The sequence below is a fragment of the Photorhabdus thracensis genome, from assembly GCF_001010285.1.
GTDB lineage: Bacteria > Pseudomonadota > Gammaproteobacteria > Enterobacterales > Enterobacteriaceae > Photorhabdus > Photorhabdus temperata.
Genome location: NZ_CP011104.1, coordinates 360,777 through 382,741, shown reverse-complemented (window position 1 = coordinate 382,741; position 21,965 = coordinate 360,777). Strand labels below are relative to the sequence as shown.

Below are 21,965 nucleotides of genomic sequence, written 5' to 3'. Positions count from 1 at the left end.
ATGGCTGGGGTACCAGGATTCGAACCTGGGTATGCCAGGATCAAAACCTGGTGCCTTACCGCTTGGCGATACCCCAACTGAAAGCAGTCACTGCACAACGCGCGTTGTGTTATCAAAATGATGGCTGGGGTACCAGGATTCGAACCTGGGTATGCCAGGATCAAAACCTGGTGCCTTACCGCTTGGCGATACCCCATCTTCATGATGACAACTTAATGAAAGAAATGGTGCGGGAGGCGAGACTTGAACTCGCACACCTTGCGGCGCCAGAACCTAAATCTGGTGCGTCTACCAATTTCGCCACTCCCGCAAAGATGGTGGCTACGACGGGAATCGAACCTGTGACCCCAGCATTATGAGTGCTGTGCTCTAACCAGCTGAGCTACGTAGCCATCTTTTTTGCATTACCTTCATCGGCGTTGCGGGGCGCATTATGCGTATATCAGCTAAATGCGTCAACTGCTTTTTTCTTGAAATTTGCTTAAGGTCGCTTGTTTGTTTGGCTTATAATCATTTTGATGAGAAAACCAACAAAAAATGAATATTACCCTTCAAGTAAGCGTTGTAACAGTACACCATTAAGCATAGCACGTTTAGTCAGAGCAAAGGCGCCAATAGCGGAACAGTGAACTAATTCAGACACAACGATTGGCAGATCTTCGCGAAATTCTTTTAAAACCTGAGTATTGATACAACTTTGAATCGCGGGTAAGAGCACGTTTTGTGCTTCAGTAATTTCCCCCGCCAGAACAACTTTCTGTGGGTTAAATAAATTAATGGCGATGGAAATGGCCTTACCAAGATAATGGCCGACATTTTTTATCACTTCAGATGCTAATGGGTCATTTTGATTCGCGGCCTGGCAGATGGCTCTGATATTGCAGTTATTCAATGTTAGCTGGCTTGGAAAACCTTGCTTTAATTGATGTTGAACCCGCGCTTCAATTGCTGAGTTAGAGGCGATAGTTTCCAGACAGCCAAAATTGCCGCAATGACAACGTTCACCGAGGGGATCAATTTGAATATGACCAATTTCACCTAAATTCCCTCTATTATTGAGGAATATCTGGCTGTTTATAATCACCCCGGCACCGACACCCCGATGGATACGTACCAATATCGAGTCTTCACAATCACGGGTGGCGCCAAAATAGCGTTCAGCCAGTGCTAAACTGCGGATATCATGACCAACGAAACAGGTCATGTTGAAATGTTTTTTCAGGTTATTGACCAGAGTCCAGTTAGCCACTTTAATGTGAGGCATATAACGGACGATGCCGCTATTTGGATCAACTAAGCCGGGCAGGATAACTGAAATGGCGATTAATTCACGGATCCTGCGCTGATTTTGTTGAATGAAGTTTTCTATTGCGCTGACAAGCAAGCTTTCGACTTTTTGCTGGGTGGTTTCAGGCAGTGGATAATGTTCTTCAACCAATGCTTTGCCACTCATGTCATAAAGCGCGAGAGTGGCATCATGGCGGCCAAGGCGGACACCGATAGTATGGAAATTACGATTTTCTGTAACAATTGAAATTGCGCGGCGGCCTCCGGTAGAGGCTTGTTGATCGACTTCTTTAATCAAGCCGCGTTCAAGTAACTGACGAGTAATTTTAGTCACGCTGGCGGGTGCAAGTTGACTTTGCTCTGCAATTTGAATCCGGGATATCGGCCCTTGTTGATCAATTAACCGGTATACCACAGCGCCGTTAAGTTGCTTTACAAGGTCAATATTACCAATTTGCTTTTGTGTGCTGCTGTAACTCATCGGTTATTTCGTCCCTCAAAGGTCAGTTTCTTTTCCGTTAACAATGGTCTTGCAGATTTTAAAGTCGTGACTGAGAACGGTGAGGTTAGCAATTTTACCGGCTTCAATAGTGCCGAGATATTGATCAACACCAATCGCACGGGCTGGGTAGAGTGCCGCCATCCTCAGTGTTTCATCCAGAGCAATACCAACGTGTTCAACGCTATTTTTAACGGCGTCTATCATAGTGATAGAAGAGCCACTTAACGTGCCGTTTTCATCGACACACAATCCATCTCGATAGTATATGGTTTTACCGGCAAAGGTGAAATGCGTCATTTTATTGATAGAAGTATCCATCCCGGCGGGAAGTATGGCATCTGTTACCAGAATCAACTTATCTTTTTTCAGACGCTTTGCATTGCGAATGTTTGGCCATGAAACATGCAAACCGTCGGGAATAATGCCCGCGTAAACTTCTGGTGTATCAAAGATAGCGCTAATCAGACCAGGCTGGCGACCAGAAATATATGGCATCGCATTATAGAGATGGGTTGAGAGGGTTATGCCATTCCGAAATCCCTGTCGGGCTTCCTCATAACTGGCATTTGAGTGACCGGCAGAAACCACAATCCCTGATTCAATCAACTGGTGAATGTATTTCTGTTCTACCATTTCTGGTGCGAGAGTCAGCTTGGTAATGACATCAGCGTTATCGCACAGGAGATTTATCATTTCAGGTGTAGGTTTACGGATAATTTCTGGATTGTGAGTGCCTTTTTTTACCGGATTGAGGTAAGGCCCTTCCAGATGCAGGCCCAAAGCCTGAAACTTATTATGCTTCAGATAGGTACGCATTACCTCAACGGAGGCTATCATCAATTCATCTGTACTGGTAATCAGAGTCGGCAAGTAGCTGGTGCAGCCTGAGCGTTCATTGGCTTTTTGCATGATATCCAGCGTTTTTTCTGAAATATCTTCCAACCGTTCATTAAATTGAACACCGCCACAACCGTTAACTTGCAGGTCGATAAAGCCGGGGGAAAGAATGGCACCATTCAGATCATGTTTTTCAATCTGTTCGGGTAACTCTTGCGTTGGGCAAACCTGTTTAATTAAGCCGTCAGCAATGATAACAGCATGATTATCCAGTCTATCATGACCGGTATATATAATGCAGTTGGTTAAAGCATACATCTTAGCCTCCTATGGGATCTGGAGATGATGATTAAGAATAATGATGATAATCAGTCTGAGATAAGCCCCAGGCTGTGTGGATTCTTATTTTTTGCTGGCAAATTTGTCGATAATGTCTGCTTCCAATTGATGGAAGTACTTAACCGTTTTTACTTTCAATTCCATTGTTGCTGGTTCGTCACAGACAATGATGGATTTAGGGTGCATTTGCAGGCAGCTTACGGTCCACATATGGTTGATATTGCCTTCAATAGCGGCCTGGATTGCCAAGGCTTTATTCAAACCGGTAGCCAGGATCATAACTTCTTCCGCATCCATCAAAGTACCTACACCTACGGTCAAGGCGTATTTAGGCACCTGATTAATATCATTATCAAAGAAGCGGGAGTTGGCAGTACGGGTTTCTACAGTCAACGTCTTGATGCGGGTGCGGGAAGTCAGGGATGATGCTGGTTCATTGAACGCAATATGGCCGTCGTTACCCACACCACCCATAAACAGATGAATCTGACCATAAGACTTAATTTTGTCTTCATAACGTTGGCATTCTGCATCAATATCAGCAGGATTACCATTGAGCAGGTTGATATTTTCTTTTTTAATATCAATGTGATCAAATAAGTTATGGTGCATAAAGCTATGGTAACTTTGTGGATGATTTTCGGGGATACCGACATATTCATCCATATTGAATGTAACGACATGTTTAAAACTGACTTTTCCTGCTTTGTGCAGAGCAATCAATTCTTTGTAAGTTGCCAGTGGCGTGCTGCCGGTTGGCAGCCCCAAAACAAAAGGGCACTCTGCGGTTGGGTTAAATGCATTGATTTTGCTAACGATATAGTGTGCAGACAATTTACCGACATCACTTGCATTCGTTAGGGGGATCAGTCTCATAATTACCTCTTAAAACAATAAATTATCATAGTTAAAATAGAGTTATACATTATTCTCTTAATTAATCTTCTATAACCTGAATACTAAATCATTTTCATTGGCAGAGACACTCTGCGCGTTATAATATTTTAAATGATAAAATAAGATTTGTGTGTTAGCTAGCATTTTGACCAAATGCTTGGTGTTTATGGTGATATTCATCACATATAATGAGTAATTAATTTGCGACGAAAAATAAATTTTCTACACTGAAATTGTAGAATAAATGTCCTTATTGCTTACTTTGATAAGATAATAATGCAGTCATAAGTAGTAAGAGACTCTGTAATTGAGGATATAAGGGGGAGCAAGGTGAATATTCTGAGTTATTTGCAAAGAGTGGGGCGAGCATTAATGGTACCGGTAGCCACACTGCCTGCTGCTGCAATACTAATGGGAATAGGTTACTGGATCGATCCGGTAGGCTGGGGAGCAGATAATGCACTGGCAGCTTTGCTGATTAAATCTGGTGAAGCCATTATTAAGAACATGCCAATGTTATTTGCTATTGGTGTGGCTTATGGCATGTCTAAAGATAAGGATGGTGCGGCAGCACTGACAGGTTTTGTCGGTTTTTTAGTCGTAACGACACTTTGTTCTCCGGCAGCGGTATCTATGATCCAGGGTATTCCGATTAGCGATATGCCAAAAGCCTTTAGTAAAATTGATAACCAATTTGTTGGTATTTTGGTGGGTGTTGTGTCTGCTGAACTGTATAACCGCTTTAGTGGTGTTGAACTGCCGAAAGCATTGTCATTCTTCAGCGGTCGTCGTTTGGTGCCCATCTTGATCTCTTTCCTGATGATTCTGGTTGCTTTCATCCTGATGTATGTGTGGCCGGTGGTTTATAATGCATTGGTTACTTTCGGTGAAAGTATTAAAGATCTCGGTGCGACAGGTGCCGGTATCTATGCCTTCTTTAACCGCTTGCTGATTCCTGTTGGCCTGCATCATGCCCTGAACTCTGTATTCTGGTTTGATGTTGCGGGTATCAACGATATTCCTAATTTCCTCGGTGGTCAGAAATCCATTGTAGATGGTAGCGCGATTGTTGGTATTACCGGCCGTTATCAGGCGGGTTTCTTCCCTATTATGATGTTTGGTCTACCGGGTGCGGCATTAGCGATGTATCGCTGCGCACGTCCTGAAAATAAGGCCAAGATTGCCGGTATTATGATTGCAGGTTCATTCGCTGCATTTTTCACGGGTATTACTGAGCCTCTGGAGTTCGCCTTCATGTTTGTTGCGCCAGTGCTTTATGTGTTGCACGCGACCTTGACCGGTATTTCAGTGTTTATCGCAGCGACAATGCAGTGGATTGCGGGTTTTGGTTTCAGTGCCGGTTTGGTGGATATGGTACTCTCTTCCCGTAACCCATTGGCGATACATTGGTACATGTTGATCCCGCAAGGTCTGGTATTCTTTTGCCTGTACTATGTGGTATTCAGCTTTGCTATCAAAAAATTCAACCTGATGACTCCAGGGCGTGAATTGGCTGCTGATGGTGAAATTGATGGCTATGATGTTGATGTGGACAAAAATGGTAAAGCAACAGCGAATAACATCCACAATGAAGCTCATCAATATCTTGCCGCAGTGGGTGGTTCAGATAACCTGACTGCTATTGATGCTTGTATTACTCGTCTGCGTCTGTCTGTAAAAAATGTCGATCAGGTCAATGACAATCTGGTTAAACGTCTGGGTGCTTCCGGTATTATCCGCCTGAATAAACAGAGTGTGCAGGTTATTGTTGGTACTCGTGCAGAACTGATTGCCAGTGCTATGCGTGATGTTCTGGCAAAAGGTCCGGTTGCTGCTGCGACAGAAAGCTATCAACATCAGACAGCACAGAAAGCGAAGCCTGAAGGCGAACGTAAAATCTTGCTGACTTTGATTGCTCCGGTCAGTGGTGAGTTAATCGATTTGGCAGACGTACCTGATGAAGCCTTTTCCAGTAGAGTTGTTGGTGATGGTATTGCTATCAAACCAACATCAAATACTGTGCTTGCGCCTGTGTCTGGTACGATTGTGAAGATTTTCGACACCAATCATGCTTTCTGTATTGAAACTGAGGAAGGTGTGGAATCGATTGTACATTTGGGTATTGATACGGTTTCTCTTAACGGTAAAGGCTTTAAGCGGTTGGTGGATGAAGGCGCAATAGTGAAAGTTGGGCAACCTATACTGAATCTGGATCTTGATTACCTGAATGCTAATGCTAAATCTATGATTAGCCCAGTTATCGTCAGCAATATTGATGATTATATCGGTGTTAATATTTTGGCAAAAGGACAGGTAAAAGCAGGACAGACAAAATTATTTGATGTGCTGAGATAAACAACAGACAAGTCCGTAAAAGTTGATAAAAAGTTTTCAATAAAATGAAAAACGGGAAGAGCGCCACTTTTCCCGTTTTTCGCTTTAACTTTGCTCTGAATCGCCATTTGTCAGTAACAAACGGTTGTTTCTCAGCACTGCTTGTTGGATTATAGGCGGTTATGTGACGCGCTTTTGGCATTATCGAGGTATAAAACAATGAGTGAGGCAGATGCCCGCCCGACAAACTTTATTCGTCAAATAATTGATGAAGATTTGGCAATTGGTAAACATACATCCGTACATACCCGCTTCCCGCCTGAACCCAATGGTTATCTGCATATTGGTCATGCAAAATCTATCTGCCTGAACTTTGGGATTGCAGAGGACTATCAGGGCCAGTGCAATCTACGTTTTGACGATACCAATCCGGTTAAGGAAGATGTTGAGTACGTTGATTCTATTAAAAATGACGTTCAATGGTTAGGTTTTGAGTGGAGTGGTGATATTCGCTACTCTTCCAATTATTTTGATACGTTGTATCAGTATGCTATTGAATTGATCAATAAAGGCCTGGCTTATGTTGATGAATTGTGCCCGGAAGAGATCCGTGAATATCGCGGCACATTGAAAGAGCCAGGTAAAAACAGCCCGTATCGTGATCGTAGTATTGGTGACAACCTGGCACTGTTTGAAAAAATGCGTGCTGGTGAATTTGGCGAAGGTAAAGCTTGCCTGCGAGCTAAAATTGATATGGCGTCACCTTTTATTGTGATGCGCGATCCGGTTTTGTACCGTATTAAATTTGCAGAACATCATCAGTCTGGTAACAAATGGTGCATCTACCCGATGTACGATTTTACTCACTGTATTTCTGATGCGTTGGAAGGTATTACACATTCGCTGTGTACATTGGAATTCCAGGATAATCGTCGTTTGTACGACTGGGTGCTGGATAACATCACCATTGATAGTCATCCGCGTCAGTATGAATTCTCGCGTCTGAATCTTGAATACACGGTTATGTCCAAGCGTAAGCTGAACCTATTGGTGACCGACAAGATTGTTGAAGGCTGGGATGATCCACGGATGCCGACTATCTCAGGTTTGCGTCGTCGTGGTTATACTGCCGCTTCCATTCGTGAATTCTGCCATCGGATTGGTGTGACTAAGCAGGACAATAATGTGGAAATGGCCGCATTGGAGTCCTGTATCCGTGATGATCTGAACGAAAATGCCCCTCGTGCGATGGCTGTTCTCGATCCGGTCAGGCTGGTGATCGAAAACAGGCCGGAAGGGGAGCAGATGCTGAATATGCCTAATCATCCGAATAAACCGGAGATGGGCAGCCGTGAAGTGCCATTCAACCGTGAGATCTATATTGACCGGGCAGATTTCCGTGAAGAAGCTAACCGTCAATATAAACGCTTAGTTTTGGGTAAAGAAGTTCGTCTGCGTAACGCTTATATCATCAAAGCAGAGCGTGTTGAAAAAGATGCTGACGGCAATATCACGACAATCTATTGTAGCTATGATGAGCAGACGCTGAATAAAGATCCGGCAGATGGTCGTAAAGTGAAAGGTGTTATTCATTGGGTCAGTGCGTCCCATGCTGTTCCTGCTGAATTCCGTCTGTATGATCGTCTATTCAGCGTACCAAATCCCGGTGCAGAGGATGATTTTCTGGCGACAATTAACCCAGAATCACTGGTGGTCCGTCAGGGCTTTGTTGAGCCAAGTTTAGTGAATGCCAAGTCAGAAAAAACGTATCAGTTTGAGCGTGAAGGTTATTTCTGTGCTGATAGTTGTTATTCCAGTGCAGCAAGCCTGGTATTTAACCGTACTGTTGGTCTGCGTGATACCTGGACAAAAATTTCTCAGGATTAATTGAGATGATGAACTGTACCCAACGAGTTGGACATGAGGCCAACAGTTGAGGTGCAGTTTTTTTGTTAAATATTGCTATTCACGGTGTTGAAACTTTCATTAATGAGATCAACTAATCGATCACTAAAGTCTAGTTCCAGTTCTATCTGTGGATAACAAGTTGCAAAAGCGGATAAAGATGTACACCTAATTTCTCTTCTAATCGGGATATGCTTTTGCTGACGGATGAAAGGAGATAGTTCGAGTAATTTAAATAACGCTGTTGCAATTCACCCGTCATTAGATAAATCATTGCTTTATAAAGTATATGAAGAAGCATTTCGATATCAATTTATTGCACTTGCACTTGCACTTGCAGTAGCGGCAGCGATTACCGCAATCTTAGTGTTTATTTTGTTGGGGAAAGTAAAATCCCACAGCGAAAGTAAATAAAAATAATAGATTCAAAGTGATGGTTTTTTCATTCACTAATTATATTAATAATATAGATAACAGTTCTTTGGTAGCAGGAAAAGGGATTGGCAATGAAACTCGAAGAACTGACATTAATTACATAACTATTGAATGTTGATTATCTGTTAATTAGCGGGATTTTATTTCATTATCAGGAGAAATATTACTATTATCTATTGTATTTATGAGCGGAGTGTGGTCTTTTTACACATTTATCCATTTTAGAAAAATAATAAACAATGTATTCTGTGAAATATCACTATACTGATTCTTGAGGTCATGAAATAAAAAATTACAGGCTGGATATTTTATAGAGACGAAAAAAATAGGATATGATAATAATAAGTTGATATTAATTAAGAAAAATTACCAATTGAAAAACTATTCTTTATTTTGTAGGGGATTATGAATATGAGAAAAAATATAATTAGCATGCAAAAGGAAGCGGTCACTATCTCAGGGCGCGAGCATACTTTTTTACCCCCCCCCCCTTGAATGAACCGTAATTATATGATCTCATTCTCCTTATTTTTCTTTTTAATACTCGCCCATGAATCCGAACCAGACCCTGATTGAACATTTAACCGTTGTGAAAGAAACTCGTTCTGACATTAATCGTCAATACGAGCTGATTGATGTTATTTTTCTTGTCATCAGCGCCATTCTCGCTGGCGCTGAAGGTTGGCAAGATATTGAAACTTATGGTCGGGCCAAAATTATGTGGCTGAAAAAATATCGCCCCTTTCTCAGTGGAATACCACGCCGACACACGGTTGCCAGAATTGTGCGCGCTATTGAACTTGATTCGCTGTTGGAGGCTTTGCTCAACTGGATCAATGAACAACGTGAACAGGCAGGGAAACCGGTCATTGCCTTCGATGGAAAAGTTCTGCGACGCGCCTACCGTAATGAAAAGCAAAACGCCGTCCAACTGGTCACGGCATATGATACGGAATAAGGATTAGTCCTGAGCCAGAAAGCCACTGCCACGAAAAACGGGGAAATCAGTATCGTGCGGCAGATGTTGGATATCCTTGACCTGAAAGGCAGCATCGTCACGCTGGATGCTTTGCATTGTCAGCGCCAAACGCTGGAAAAAATCAGCGAAAAGAAAGCCCATGTCGTGGTTCAGGTGAAAAAAAATCAACCCCATCTGTGGGAAGCCGTCCAATCGCAATTTCAGGCGGTGTTTGATGCCGGTAAAGAAAAAATTATCACGGAAGTTAAGCAAGAAGCCCATGGCCGGCGTGAAGAGCGTTATGTGTTTCAGTTAAAGCCCCAATTTACGGCAGAATTAATCGAGAAATGGCCGACCATTCGTAGCATTATCGCCGTAGAACGTCACCGGACACAAAATGGCAAAGGAACGGTGGACACGTCTTATTATGTGAGTTCCCTTTCGCCCAAGCATAAATCACTGGGATATTATATTCGCCAGCATTGGCGGATTGAAAATACCCAGCACTATATTCTTGATGTGGTCTTTAAAGAAGATGATTCACGAATTGTTCTGGAGGGTGCAGTTGAGAATCTGGCCTTATTCCGTCGTATCGTCCTGAATCTGGTCAAACAATGCGATTGCGGGGCACCGAGCCAAAGGAACAAGCTTAAAAAAGCGGGTTGGTGCGATGATTATCGGGCAAGAGTTTTCTTTGGATGAATAGCAGTCAAAGTATGCTCGTGCCCTGGGTCAGGTAAGGCTTCGAGGTAGTCAAACAGGGCTTTCTGAGTCATAAATAAGGCCATTATTACGGGAAGTTGTGGATAAATAACGGCAAACAGATAAGATTGCAACAAGAATAAAGCGTGGCTTATTTCGTACGGTTAATTCGTCATCTTATGGATAAAAAATGATCATGAGTTAGCCCTGCATTGATCCCTCTTTCCCAGGGCGAATAAGGGTGGGCAAAGTAAATTTGGGTTTCTAATGTTTCACTGATGATTTCATGATCTGCAAACTCCAAACCGTTATCGAATGTGATAGTCTTAACCCTCTGTTTTAACGGGTATAATACTTTCACTGCCGCTTTCGCGACTTCTGATGCCCGTTTACTATCAACTTTAACAATAATTGTATACAGCGTTTTGCGGTCAACCAATGTTAATAATGCACTTTTTTTATCTTTCCCAATTATCGTATCCCCTTCCCAGTCGCCAATACATTCTTTTTTATCAACGATTTCCGGGCGCTCATCAATACTGACCCGATTTTTAATTTTGCCTCTTCTTTCATAGCGACCATAGCGTTTGCGATAGGGTTTTCTGGCTATTCGCAGATGTTGCCATAAATCACCTCCCTCTATTTTATCTTGATAAATCAACCTATAAATCGTCTCATGATACAACGATATCCCTTTATGTTGCTTCAGATAATCAGCCACCTGTTCAGGACTTAAGTCTTTCCAAATTAATCGTTTTATCCATTTTTTTACTTCCGGCGTTATTTTCACGGCTTTCTTTGCAAAATGACGACGAGCCAATACCTTCAAATGAGCCTGTTCAGGGCAGTATATCTGGACTTCTTGATTTCTCTTCAATTCTCTGCTGATGGTCGACGGGCTTCGCTTAAGTGACTCAGCAATGAAAAGCTGTGAAAAACCGGCTTCTTTTAAACTGGAAATCGGGTATCTTTCTGTTTCGGTCAGTTGTGTATAGGCCATAGTGCATTCTCCTGTGGCGGGAAAGATGCCTACTATAGCAACTGACCGCCCTTCTGAAAAATTGTACTTATTAGTCGAATCCGCCTCTTTTTTTTATTTATCATAACCCCTCCAGTTATGAAGAAATTAAACACAATAATATTAATCACATAATTTAATGTCTTTTACATAGGTATTAGGTGACATCCAGGATATTCGTTCACATACCAAATAATTCTCACTTTTTAATTTATAATCCACATAAAAAGATAGAGGAAAACTTAAAATAAATGAAGAAAAAGCTATTATGGCTGAGTATTTAACATAGGTATCATGATGCTTAGGGTAACGGCCAGTTATATTAACACGAATAGATAGAGTCATAAGATACGAAATAAAAGGAAAAGAAAAAAATATTATAAAAACAGGACCTGAGAATGTTATTTTCTCATCCATTTTAATTAAAGAAATCAAATTCTCTCCTGTCAAAAAGAAAGTGCATGACGATAAAATAAAAATAGCAAGAGCACAGATTATTGGTATGATATTTTTCTTATTTTCCATAGTTCACCCAGTTATGAAGAAATTGATTGAAATTAGCTTCTGGTGTTCTTGGTTTTCTCTCTATTTCTGTTTTGATTAAGTTAATCACAGTTTCACTAATTTTAAATTTTTTATCTAAAAAATCAATTGCATATACCGTCGCAACACCTATAGTAAGCATTGCACCAGCCACAACAATTACACTACCACCTGTCACAAATGAAAATGAAAGAGCAACGCCTACAACCCAAGAAGCCAAAGCCCCTACTGCCGCCTTAGCCAGATCTATTGCAATATTGCCTAAGAAATCAGCCAGTGTATAAATAAGATTCCAAAATAGCGCTACATCTTATACTACTCATAATTCTATATATAACAATGGGTTGAAGAAGGCCATGTGTAGCAAAATTATGAAATGTTATTTATTCATCCTTAAAGATATATTCAACCGTTCGATAAGCTGCGGCAAATAATATACTGAATTTAACTCCTTTAACTATGCCACTGTTTATTCCTTGTTGCCCTATCCCCATAGATATTATCTTCATATTAGAAGCGCTGTATCTTGAAGCCGTGATGATTTTTCTAAGCCCCGCATGACCTGAAATTTTAATATATTTTTGCCCATATTTACCAACATACTCTGTGGCTTTAATTCCTAATCTTTTAAATTCTCTTACTACATTTGTAAAGTCAAAAGCATCGCGTATATTACCTGCATAGGGTGATATGGGATCGGCAACCGAAAACGCTTTCTTCATAAATGGGCTTTTGGGTTTTGGGGAATCAATATCCGCTAAAACATTTTTCGCTTCTTCTAAGGATAGCAGTGCAATATATGTTGTATTCTCATTTAACTGTTTCTCAAGATCAATCGTATCAAAGAACTGATATTGATTCCTAAATTGATTAATTCCAACATTACCTGTTAGAAAGTCCCCCATATAACCTTCCCAAGAGGGCCTATATCTTTTATGTGTCATCGTGAAACTTCCTTTAATATTTTTAAAATCAAAAATTGTCACATCGGTATTTAACGGATGGAGTTTCCAATTTGAGTATAACATCATTGTGTAAAAAAAATCCATATCGATTATATAATAACTCAAACCCTTTACAGGCTTAGGATTTTATCATGCTTAAAACTGAGTAACAGAGCAAAGCCTCACATCTAAATCTGATTTAACCTGACGAGACGAAAATGAATTTATAAGTACGAAAATGAAAAAATAAAATGCTTTAAATTCTGTTTTCCCAACCCTTTCCGACAAATAAAACGATTAACTCGAACAGGTAAATAAAAGCCTCTGTGTTTTAGAAAGGAACCCCGGCTGATGTGGCCGATACGGCTGTTTTCCTTGCTTCGGATGAATCGAGATTTTTATTGGGAACTGACATTATTGTTGATGGCGGTATGATTAATGTTTAGATAAATCTGATGTGGGTTTTGTCGATTGTATTTAAAAAAATAATTATCCAACCGGGGTAGAAAGCCTATTAGAAATATCTCGGTGATTTGTTTATGAACTATTATGATAGGGATTTTGGCTTGATTTTTTATATTTTATAATATTTTTTCTATACAAGTTAATTACGCATTACGCATTACGCATTACGTGTACGCCCCAGTTTTGTGTACTGTCCGTGTTCAAAGTTCATTCATAAGAACGGCTGGTAATCATTATAATTACTAGGATAGCCTTCAAAATATTATCATTGATAAATAATTTTGCATCTATTTTAGTTGAAAAAAATTTATATTAATTAATCTATTTTCCAATGTGTATTTTATATTGTTAAGTTTTTATGGTTGTATTATTTTTTTATTTTAATATCAATGTAATGTATAACTGATATTATATTTTTCTTGTAATGTGTTCTTTGTCATGTTTTGTAAAAAATCCCTTTTTTACCATTGATAATTTGTGATATGAAAAATAATCTGTATATATGTTGATCAGATAATTTAAATTTTCTTTTTCAATTAAAATTTTTATTTTACGGATAGATTTACATTTTTGGTCGTGATTTATTTTAATTAAAAAGTAATTAATTTTATGGTTACACATAGTACAAGAATCAGCACTAATCTATGAGCAGGATGTGTGTTTTCAAGGACCTGCTTGGAATTTTTCCGGGATGAGAAAGAGATTAAATTCAACATCATCATGCCATTTATTGTCTTCTAATGGCTTGTTGCCGCTGTTCTTATATTTCTGAGCAGTGGCTTACCTTACATAACATTTGTGTTTGAAAGAGGCAACAATGAAGAAATTTAAATTGCGCACACTGGCGGCGCTAACGGCAACTGTTGGTTTGATGGGTTCTGCCTATGCCAATAATACTGCGCAGCAATTGGTTGATTCACTGAGTCAATTAAAAGTTAATTATAAGGTTGTTGATAATCAGGCGGGAGATCATGGTGTTAACTGTGCGGTATTGGGGGCGGACTGGGCTACTTGTAATCGGGTAGATATTACTTTAACCAATGGTAATCAGGTCATTGATTCATCTGACTGGGCGATTTATTTCCATAGTATCCGCCAGGTCCTGAACGTAGATAATGATCAGTTTAAAATTACGCATATCACGGGTGATTTACATAAACTGGAACCAACGGAGAAATTCACCGGTATTAAAGCGAATCAGCAGGTAAAACTGCCTATTACCGGAGAGTACTGGCAGATTTACAGCACCGACTTTTTGCCGCGCTGGTATGCAACGTCAGGTGATGCGAAACCTAAAGTCCTTGTGAATACGGATACAAAAGATCTGAGCGAATTTTTATCTGCTTTCACCGGTGATCAATGGAAACGCACAACAGCGGATAACAACATTCTGATGACGCCTGAAAATCGTTATGCGAAGAATTTGCAAGTTAAAAAAGTCGAGTCAGAAAAATTGCGCGGGCAAATAATCCCGACACCAAAAGAAATTCAGATTTATTCAGAGAATGCTGATTTATCTGGTGGTGTAAGATTGGAATTTGGCGGTTTGAATGACGAGGCGGTTATTCTCGTCAGAAAACGTTTTACCGATCAAGGTATTAAATTAGAGAATAGTGGCTATCTGGTTGCGACTCAGATTGTCTCATCAGATTTTACCGGTGAGTGGCAGGTTAAAGGGGCTTATCGCCTGAATGTTACCCAGAATGGTGCTCAAATTGTTGCTTTTGACCAATCTGGGGTGTTTTACGGTCTTCAGTCTCTGCTGTCATTGATTCCTGTTGATGGCAGTGGAAAGATTGCTACTCTGACGGTAAAAGATGCGCCACGCTTTGAGTATCGCGGGGCTCTCCTTGATGTAGGGCGTAATTTCCACAGTAAACAGGCGGTCCTGCGTTTGCTTGACCAAATGGCAAGTTACAAACTGAATAAATTCCATTTCCACCTAAGCGATGATGAAGGCTGGCGTCTGGAAATTCCTGGATTACCTGAACTCACGGAAGTCGGTAGCCAGCGTTGTCATGATTTGAGTGAAACCACATGCTTGTTACCACAACTGGGTTCCGGTCCTGATAACAACAATATGGGCAGTGGATTTTTCAGCCGTCAGGACTACATCGACATTCTGAAATATGCTAAAGCCCGTTATATTGACGTTATTCCCGAAATTGACATGCCGGCTCATGCTCGGGCTGCGGTTGTTTCTATGGAGGCCCGCTACAAGAAGTTAATTGCTCGGGATGATGTGAGAGGGGCGAATGAATACCGCTTGCTGGACCCAACGGATACCACTAGGGCAACCTCTGTTCAGTTCTATGATCGTCACAGCTATTTGAACCCATGTATGGATTCTTCAAAACGATTTGTTGAGAAAGTCATTGGTGAAATTGCCGCTATGCATAAAGAGGCTGGTTTGCCATTGGAGACCTGGCATTTTGGTGGTGATGAAGCGAAGAATATTCGTTTGGGAGAAGGGTTTCAGGATAAGAATGGCCCTATCGTACCGGGTAAAGGCATCATTGATAAGAGCATAGAAGATAAGCCGTGGGCTAAATCTCAGGCTTGCCAGAAGTTGGTAGAGCAGGGCGTGGTGAAAGATATTGAGCATCTTGCCAGCTACTTCGCAATTGAAGTGAGCAAAATTGTGAATGCTAATGGTATTGAGAAGATGCAGGCGTGGCAGGATGGACTGAAACATGCTGACAGTGCTAAAGATTTTGCGACCAAACGTGTTGGTGTGAATTTCTGGGATACTCTCTACTGGGGTGGCTTTGATTCAGTCAATGATTGGGCGAACAAGGGCTATGAAGTGGTGATATCCAACCCGGATTATGTTTATCTGGATATGCCATATGAAGTTCATCCGCAGGAACGTGGATATTATTGGGCAACCCGTTTTAATGATGAAGCTAAGATCTTTAGTTTTGCACCAAATAATATGCCGCAAAATGCTGAAACGTCCGTTGACCGTGACGGTAATGCATTCCGTGCGAAAAGTGACAAACCGTGGCCGGGCGCTTATGGGCTGTCAGGGCAAGCATGGAGTGAAACGGTTCGTACTGATGAGCAGATGGAATATATGATTTTTCCTCGCTTATTACCGCTGGCAGAACGGGCATGGCACCGGGCTGGTTGGGAACAGGATTATGTTCCAGGCCAGGAATATAAGCGAGGAGAAACGCATAAAGTTGATATAGATACACTGAATCGTGACTGGACACGGTTTGCTAACCTGATAGGGCAACGTGAGCTTGTTAAACTGGATAGGGCAGGAATTGCTTACCGTTTACCGGTACCTGGAGCTAAGGTAAAACGCGGTGTTTTGAAGGCCAATATTGCTTTGCCAGGGTTGGTTATTCAGTACTCAACTGATGGCGGTAATAGCTGGAAGATTTATGACAATCACAAACGTCCGAAGGTAAAAGGAAATGTGTTGATCCGTTCTGTCAGCCCGGATGGTCAACGTTACAGCCGGATTGATCATATAAAGGCATGATTTTGTCTCATCAAGAAAGGAACCCGGATGGGTTCCTTTCTACTCTATAGATAAAAAATCATCGGCTCAGGAATGAATTACTTCTCGTCATGTGCACTACTGTCTTCGCGGCAATTACCTGCGGAGCAATGACCATATAAATAAAGGCTGTGGTTTGAGAGTTTAATCCCATAACGTTCAGCGATATTCTTCTGGCGTTTTTCGATATTTTTGTCACTGAATTCAATGACTTTACCGCAATCCAGACAGATTAAATGGTCGTGGTGGTGTTGTTGAGTGAGTTCAAAAACCGATTTGCCACCTTCAAAATTATGACGGGTGACAATGCCGGCATCATCAAACTGATTCAACACGCGATAGACAGTAGCGAGGCCAATCTCTTCACCGTTATCAATCAGTTTCTTGTAGAGATCTTCCGCACTGACGTGGTGGTATTCAGGATCCTGTAACACTTCCAGTATTTTCAATCGAGGAAGTGTTACTTTAAGTCCAGCATCTTTTAATGCCTTATTGTTATCGGTCATGCGGATTCAGTCCTGTTACTCAGTAAAGTGAACTTAGCGATACTTCAAAAAGTACCAGTTAGTTATCAGATTATGATTATAGGCATGGCTAGTGAAAATGAAAACCACGTTAACCTTAACTATCATTACACATTTTGCCAGAATAATCATTTGTAAAACGCAGGAATAACCTTACTATTTATAATGTTTAGGTTGTTTTTTTGCCATTTTTCGCAATAAAAGAGCGGATATGAGCAGAGTGTTGACAAAAGCGATCCCACAGGGTGAGCAAAGCGAATGGCTACTCACCTACCGCGTATTCACTATTGATAAGAAATGACCTGCACCAATATACGCCTATTGGGGTAAATTCCTATCCGGCAATAATTTCCGCCAGACTCATCTCTTCGTAGATCTGTTTAGTCCAGGAATTAACGCGTTCTTCGGTTAATTCTGGTTGGCGGTCTTCATCAATAGCCAGCCCGATAAAATGGTCATCATCAGCCAGACCTTTTGATTCTTCAAAGTGATAACCCGCCGTTGGCCAGTGACCAACAATAATTGCTCCACGGGGTTCAATAATGTCACGGATAGTTCCCATCGCATCACAGAAATATTCCGCGTAATCTTCCTGATCGCCGCAACCGAAAAGAGCAACCAGCTTCCCGTCAAAATCGATCTCTTCCAGAGTAGGGAAGAAATCATCCCAGTCACATTGAGCTTCTCCGTAGTACCAGGTGGGGATGCCGAGCAGCAGAATATCGAACTGTTCGATATCTTCTTTACTGCTCTTGGCAATATCGTGGACTTCAGCAACATCAGAACCCAGAATTTTCTGGATTTTTTTGGCAATATTTTCTGTGTTGCCGGTATCGCTACCGAAGAATATACCTATAATTGCCATAAAATTATATAACCTCTTGTTTTATTTGTGTATTTCTGTTTGAGATATACGTATAAAATGTCAAAATCAGCAGAAAAATTCTGATTGTATTAATAAAAAAACAAAATCCTATTCTGACCAAACAGCAAGGACAATTCTGTCAAATTTGTGTGATTTCGTGCCTTCAATGCTATCAAGCAGTGATGTCACTTTCTGCTAACTGGGCCAGCAAAATTTGCTCAATGAGTTCACTGCGGCTGATATTGCGTTGCTGCGCAAGAAAGTTCAGCGCATCGACTGCATCAGCATTTATTTTCAATTCCACACGACGCAGACCACGCACCTTATCACGGCGAAGCTGGTTACGTTTATTGACTCTGAGCTGTTCATCCCTGGAAAGTGGGTTGGTTTTTGGGCGCCCCGGTCTGCGTTCGTTTGCGAACAAATCCAGAGTAGTGCGATCCATTTGTTCTTTTGCCATAAATTCAACTACTAAAGGGCGTATACCATAAAATATAGCACGCCATGATACCCCAGCTTCCCATGTATCGCTACTGCCTGACAAAGATAAAAAGCCGTGTCACTGTTTATTCGTAAAGGATGTCCATTGCGTTCCGATTTTAACGGTACTGGTATTTTCTGCGGTACTCGATTGGTGTTAATCCATTCAATTTCTTGAATAGCTCTCTGAAGTAGCGAGTATCTTCATAGCCAACCTCATGGCTGATTTCTTCTATAGTCTTATTCGATTTTTCTAAGCAATATTTTGCCAGGGATAACCGAATTTGCTGGATATATTGAATCGGTGTCTGGCCGGTCGCTGTTTTAAAGCGCCGTTTCATCTGCCTTTCACACAAATGAATTTTATCTGCCAAATCGCTGACTGATAATATGTCTGATGGGGTAGAATGCATCCAATCCTGTAGTTTGTGGATTAATGTGTCTGAATGCTGGCGGTATGGTACAAAACTTGCCAGAGTATGTGGGGGGACCCCTTTTATATCACCAAATATCAGTTGGCTACAGGCTTCTCTGGTATTTTGACCATATATCTGTTCAATAATATGCATCATCACATCATTGTATTCATAGGTGCCGGAAGTACAAAAAATATTGTTATCGCTGGTGACTTTTATTTCTGAATGTAACTGTACTTGCGGAAACATATCTTTGAATAAATTGGTAAATAGCCAGTGTGTGGTGGCTTTGCGGTTATTGAGTAAATTAGCTTTAGCCAGTACAAAAGAACCTGTACAAATGGAAACGATAGGGATATTTTTTTCTTCCATCATTTGAAGCCAATCTAAGGTTTCTTGGGTACAAAGATCGAAATCGTAATAAGGGACTCCAACTGAACCCACCAGGACAATATCCGTTTGTTTGATTTCTCCTATGAGTTTATTGGGTTTTAGCCGAACACCGCCCAGTCCGATCGCATCCTGATTATCCTGTGTGATAATATTGACTTCCGGCTCCGGCGCTCCGGCTAAATGAGCGGCAATGGTTAAAATTTCTATCGGGCCGGTAATAGAAGTCAGAGGTCCTCCTGAAAATGCTAAAGCGCTTAAAGAAACTGGATTCCTGTCCATAAGAATTCTCCAACTTAAAAATTAAGATGTATCAAGATATTTCATTGTCTAACATCTTAATAACTTATTGTAACAATTTAAATAATTTAATTACATTGAGATATTTTTTTGAACAAACAAGTAAAATAAGAAATAATTTCAGCCAAAACTTATTCCGTCTTTGTTAAGAGTTGGCTGAATTGTCATTTAGTTTTCGCCAACTTGTTGATGCCACAGATGCGCGTATAAGCCGCCTTGCTGGCGCAATTGGTCATGCGAGCCAAATTCGACAATTTGCCCCTGATCTAACACACAGATTTTATCCGCGTGGCGAATTGTATTGAGCCTGTGAGCAATGCTGATCACTGTTCTGTTACGGCGTATTTCGTCCATATTTGCCATGATTGCTGCTTCGGATTCATAGTCCAATGCCGAGGTGGCTTCATCAAGGATCAGAATAGTTGGGTTAACCAGGAGCGCCCTCGCTAATGCGATTCTCTGTCTTTGACCACCAGAAAGATTTGCTCCTTTTTCTCCAACTGGATGCGCAAAACCGTGAGGAAGGGATTGAATAAATTCAATGGCCCCGGCTAACTCAGCGGCACGATAGACTTCTGCATCTGTTGCGTTTGGCTTACACAGACGAATGTTATCGGTGATGCTGCCAGAAAACAGGATGCTTTCTTGGAGCACAACACTCATATTGCGGCGTAAAGAGACGGGATCAGCAATAGCTAAATCCATGCCATCAATCAAAACTTGTCCATGTTGAGGTACGTACAGCCTTTGTAGTAAACGGGTGAGAGTACTTTTACCTGAACCGGACGGTCCCGTTATACCAATAAATTGACCCGATTTTATCAATAACGATAAGTTCGCCAGAACTTCCGGCGTGTCGTCATGGTAACGGAAGCGAATATTTTTGAATTCAATCTGGCCTTCCAGCTCAGGTACAGAAGCCAATCCCTGTTTACTGTTCTCCATTGGCTCATCAAGAATATCCCCTACACGTTTCAAGGCGATTAACGTATGCTGAAAATCCTGACAAACCTGTGCGAGCCGGAGGATAGGTTGCGTGACGTGTCCGGCCAGCATATTGAAGGCGATAAGTTGCCCCGGAGTCAGTTCACCGCGTAAGACTTCTGTCACCCCCCACCATAGGAGGATCGCGGCGGTAAATTTCTGGACAAAATCGATTCCCTGTCCTGCGATTAAACCGCTTTTCTGTGCCGCGAAACTTTTAGTCAACTGCTGGCTGAGAATACGTTGCCACTGATGTAAGAAACGGTTTTCAGTCGCGGTGGTTTTGATGGTTTCAATCCCAGTGACGGCTTCAGTCAGAAAGCTTGTTGCATTTGCATCGGTTTCATATTCTGCCTCTACTTTGCGGCGAATAATCGGCCCGGCGACTACCCAAAATACGAAATAAACGAAAAGCGAACCAATAACAATCCAGGTTAGTATCCAGGCATAGTAAAACATGATGCCAATGAACATGATGACGAAGATTAAATCCAATAGCAGCATCAGGGTAGAACCTGTCAGAAACTGGCGGATTTGAGACATCTCTCTGACTCTGGCAATGATCTGCCCGGTTTGCCGTTGTTTAAAATATTGCAGTGGCAATCCTGCCAGATGACGATACAGTCGTCCGGATAGCTCAGAATTGATCTGGCTTGCCATGTGCCCAAACACGGTATTGCGCATAAAGCTATACAACGGTTCGGCAAGGGCGATAGCCAGCATAGCTATGCCTAATACATGCAGGCTGGATAAACTTCGGCCTACCAAGACTTTGTCGATGATGTTTTCAAACAGTATCGGGCTGACCAGCGCAAATAATTGGAGAACTATGGCGAACAAAAACAGATCTCTTATCTGACTTTTCTGTCGGAAAATTGAGGGATAAAACCAGCTTAAGCCGAATTTGACATGCTTCTTAGTTAATTCCTGATCTGCGATCAAAAGAATTTTATAGGCACTTTTTTTATCATCAGCAGGTAAAGGGAGTGACCGAGTTTGTTTAGTCGCAGGATCGAGAACGGTAATATTGTCATTATCGACTTCAATAAGTACCCACCACTGTTGTTCCAGTTCGATCAATGCCGGTAAGGGCAGCGTCGGCGCGGTATTGGCAGTTAAGCGCTCAATTTTACTGTGCAGCCCGATAGCATTGGCGGCTTCACGCAGTTGTAAATCACTCAGATGTAAAGAATCAAAACCCAGACTGTGTTGAAGTTGATCGATAGTGGCTGACTTATGAAATTGTTTCCCCACATAGACGATGCAATTCAGCGCCTGATTATGAGTGTAGTTACTGGAATCAGTAGCAGAAGAAGATAATAGGTTCAT

Annotated in this window: 13 protein-coding genes, 4 tRNA genes and 7 pseudogenes; 7 read left to right on the top strand and 17 right to left on the bottom strand. The window is 41.4% G+C overall.

Annotated features, from left to right (window positions below):
- Position 1 precedes the first annotated feature (1 nt).
- From VY86_RS01215 to nagB, 7 genes are all read right to left on the bottom strand, one after another.
- A tRNA-Gln gene (locus VY86_RS01215) sits at positions 2-76 on the bottom strand.
- A gap of 45 nt (positions 77-121) precedes the next feature.
- A tRNA-Gln gene (locus VY86_RS01210) sits at positions 122-196 on the bottom strand.
- 29 nt (positions 197-225) lie between these two features.
- A tRNA-Leu gene (locus tag VY86_RS01205) sits at positions 226-310 on the bottom strand.
- Between the two features lie 5 nt (positions 311-315).
- Positions 316-392, bottom strand: a tRNA-Met gene (locus VY86_RS01200).
- Between the two features lie 152 nt (positions 393-544).
- Positions 545-1,768 carry a DNA-binding transcriptional regulator NagC gene (nagC, locus tag VY86_RS01195; protein WP_046973640.1) on the bottom strand — a complete coding sequence of 408 codons (1,224 nt, stop codon included), beginning with the start codon at positions 1,766-1,768 and terminating at the stop codon, positions 545-547.
- A 15-nt stretch (positions 1,769-1,783) separates the two neighbouring features.
- Positions 1,784-2,944 (bottom strand): N-acetylglucosamine-6-phosphate deacetylase, encoded by a 1,161-nt coding sequence (gene nagA, locus VY86_RS01190; RefSeq protein ID WP_046973639.1) that lies wholly within the window; start codon positions 2,942-2,944, stop codon positions 1,784-1,786.
- Between the two features lie 84 nt (positions 2,945-3,028).
- The gene (nagB, locus tag VY86_RS01185) at positions 3,029-3,841 is read right to left on the bottom strand and encodes a glucosamine-6-phosphate deaminase (RefSeq protein ID WP_046973638.1); all 813 of its coding nucleotides are present in this window, start codon (positions 3,839-3,841) and stop codon (positions 3,029-3,031) included.
- Between the two features lie 351 nt (positions 3,842-4,192).
- On the opposite strand from nagB, the pseudogene nagE reads away from it, so the two are divergent.
- From nagE to glnS, 3 genes and pseudogenes are all read left to right on the top strand, one after another.
- A pseudogene (gene nagE, locus VY86_RS01180) lies at positions 4,193-5,702 on the top strand (N-acetylglucosamine-specific PTS transporter subunit IIBC); the annotation flags it as partial.
- Positions 5,703-5,764: 62 nt separating this feature from the next.
- Positions 5,765-6,217, top strand: a pseudogene (locus VY86_RS26370) (glucose PTS transporter subunit IIA); the annotation flags it as partial.
- Positions 6,218-6,415: 198 nt separating this feature from the next.
- Entirely contained in the window at positions 6,416-8,083 is a 1,668-nt protein-coding gene (glnS, locus tag VY86_RS01175; RefSeq protein ID WP_046973636.1) for a glutamine--tRNA ligase, read from the top strand.
- Positions 8,084-8,163: 80 nt separating this feature from the next.
- Here glnS and VY86_RS26365 read toward each other — a convergent pair.
- Positions 8,164-8,259 (bottom strand): annotated as a pseudogene (locus VY86_RS26365) (LysR family transcriptional regulator); the annotation flags it as partial.
- Between the two features lie 49 nt (positions 8,260-8,308).
- Between VY86_RS26365 and VY86_RS01170 the strand changes: the two are divergent.
- Positions 8,309-8,515 (top strand): hypothetical protein, encoded by a 207-nt coding sequence (locus VY86_RS01170; protein WP_046973635.1) that lies wholly within the window; start codon positions 8,309-8,311, stop codon positions 8,513-8,515.
- A gap of 571 nt (positions 8,516-9,086) precedes the next feature.
- A pseudogene (locus tag VY86_RS22445) lies at positions 9,087-10,196 on the top strand (ISAs1 family transposase).
- A 187-nt stretch (positions 10,197-10,383) separates the two neighbouring features.
- On the opposite strand, the pseudogene VY86_RS01155 reads toward VY86_RS22445, so the two are convergent.
- From VY86_RS01155 to VY86_RS01145, 4 genes and pseudogenes are all read right to left on the bottom strand, one after another.
- A pseudogene (locus VY86_RS01155) lies at positions 10,384-11,196 on the bottom strand (IS30 family transposase); the annotation flags it as partial.
- A 141-nt stretch (positions 11,197-11,337) separates the two neighbouring features.
- A complete protein-coding gene (locus VY86_RS22840) occupies positions 11,338-11,739 on the bottom strand; it encodes a DUF1240 domain-containing protein (protein WP_071880949.1) in 402 nt (133 codons plus the stop codon).
- Positions 11,729-11,977: a hypothetical protein gene (locus VY86_RS01150; RefSeq protein ID WP_052760752.1), complete on the bottom strand. Its 249-nt coding sequence runs from the start codon at positions 11,975-11,977 to the stop codon at positions 11,729-11,731. The genes VY86_RS22840 and VY86_RS01150 overlap by 11 nt, the downstream gene beginning before the upstream one ends.
- Positions 11,978-12,143: 166 nt before the next feature.
- A pseudogene (locus VY86_RS01145) lies at positions 12,144-12,662 on the bottom strand (hypothetical protein); the annotation flags it as partial.
- A 377-nt stretch (positions 12,663-13,039) separates the two neighbouring features.
- On the opposite strand from VY86_RS01145, the pseudogene VY86_RS22835 reads away from it, so the two are divergent.
- Positions 13,040-13,147, top strand: a pseudogene (locus tag VY86_RS22835) (SDR family oxidoreductase); the annotation flags it as partial.
- Positions 13,148-13,983: 836 nt separating this feature from the next.
- Positions 13,984-16,659, top strand: a complete 2,676-nt coding sequence (locus VY86_RS01140) for a beta-N-acetylhexosaminidase (protein ID WP_046973633.1) — start codon at positions 13,984-13,986, stop codon at positions 16,657-16,659.
- 77 nt (positions 16,660-16,736) lie between these two features.
- On the opposite strand, the gene fur is transcribed toward VY86_RS01140, so the two are convergent.
- The 5 genes from fur to VY86_RS01115 form a co-directional block, all read right to left on the bottom strand.
- Complete coding sequence (gene fur / locus VY86_RS01135) at positions 16,737-17,183, bottom strand: ferric iron uptake transcriptional regulator (RefSeq protein WP_046973632.1); 447 nt, start codon at positions 17,181-17,183, stop codon at positions 16,737-16,739.
- A 352-nt stretch (positions 17,184-17,535) separates the two neighbouring features.
- Complete coding sequence (gene fldA / locus VY86_RS01130) at positions 17,536-18,066, bottom strand: flavodoxin FldA (RefSeq protein WP_021326439.1); 531 nt, start codon at positions 18,064-18,066, stop codon at positions 17,536-17,538.
- A 172-nt stretch (positions 18,067-18,238) separates the two neighbouring features.
- A complete protein-coding gene (gene ybfE / locus VY86_RS01125) occupies positions 18,239-18,526 on the bottom strand; it encodes a LexA regulated protein (protein WP_036836823.1) in 288 nt (95 codons plus the stop codon).
- A gap of 139 nt (positions 18,527-18,665) precedes the next feature.
- Positions 18,666-19,634 (bottom strand): GlxA family transcriptional regulator, encoded by a 969-nt coding sequence (locus tag VY86_RS01120; RefSeq protein ID WP_046973631.1) that lies wholly within the window; start codon positions 19,632-19,634, stop codon positions 18,666-18,668.
- Between the two features lie 186 nt (positions 19,635-19,820).
- On the bottom strand, positions 19,821-21,965 hold the full coding sequence (locus tag VY86_RS01115; protein WP_046973630.1) for a type I secretion system permease/ATPase: 2,145 nt from the start codon (positions 21,963-21,965) through the stop codon (positions 19,821-19,823).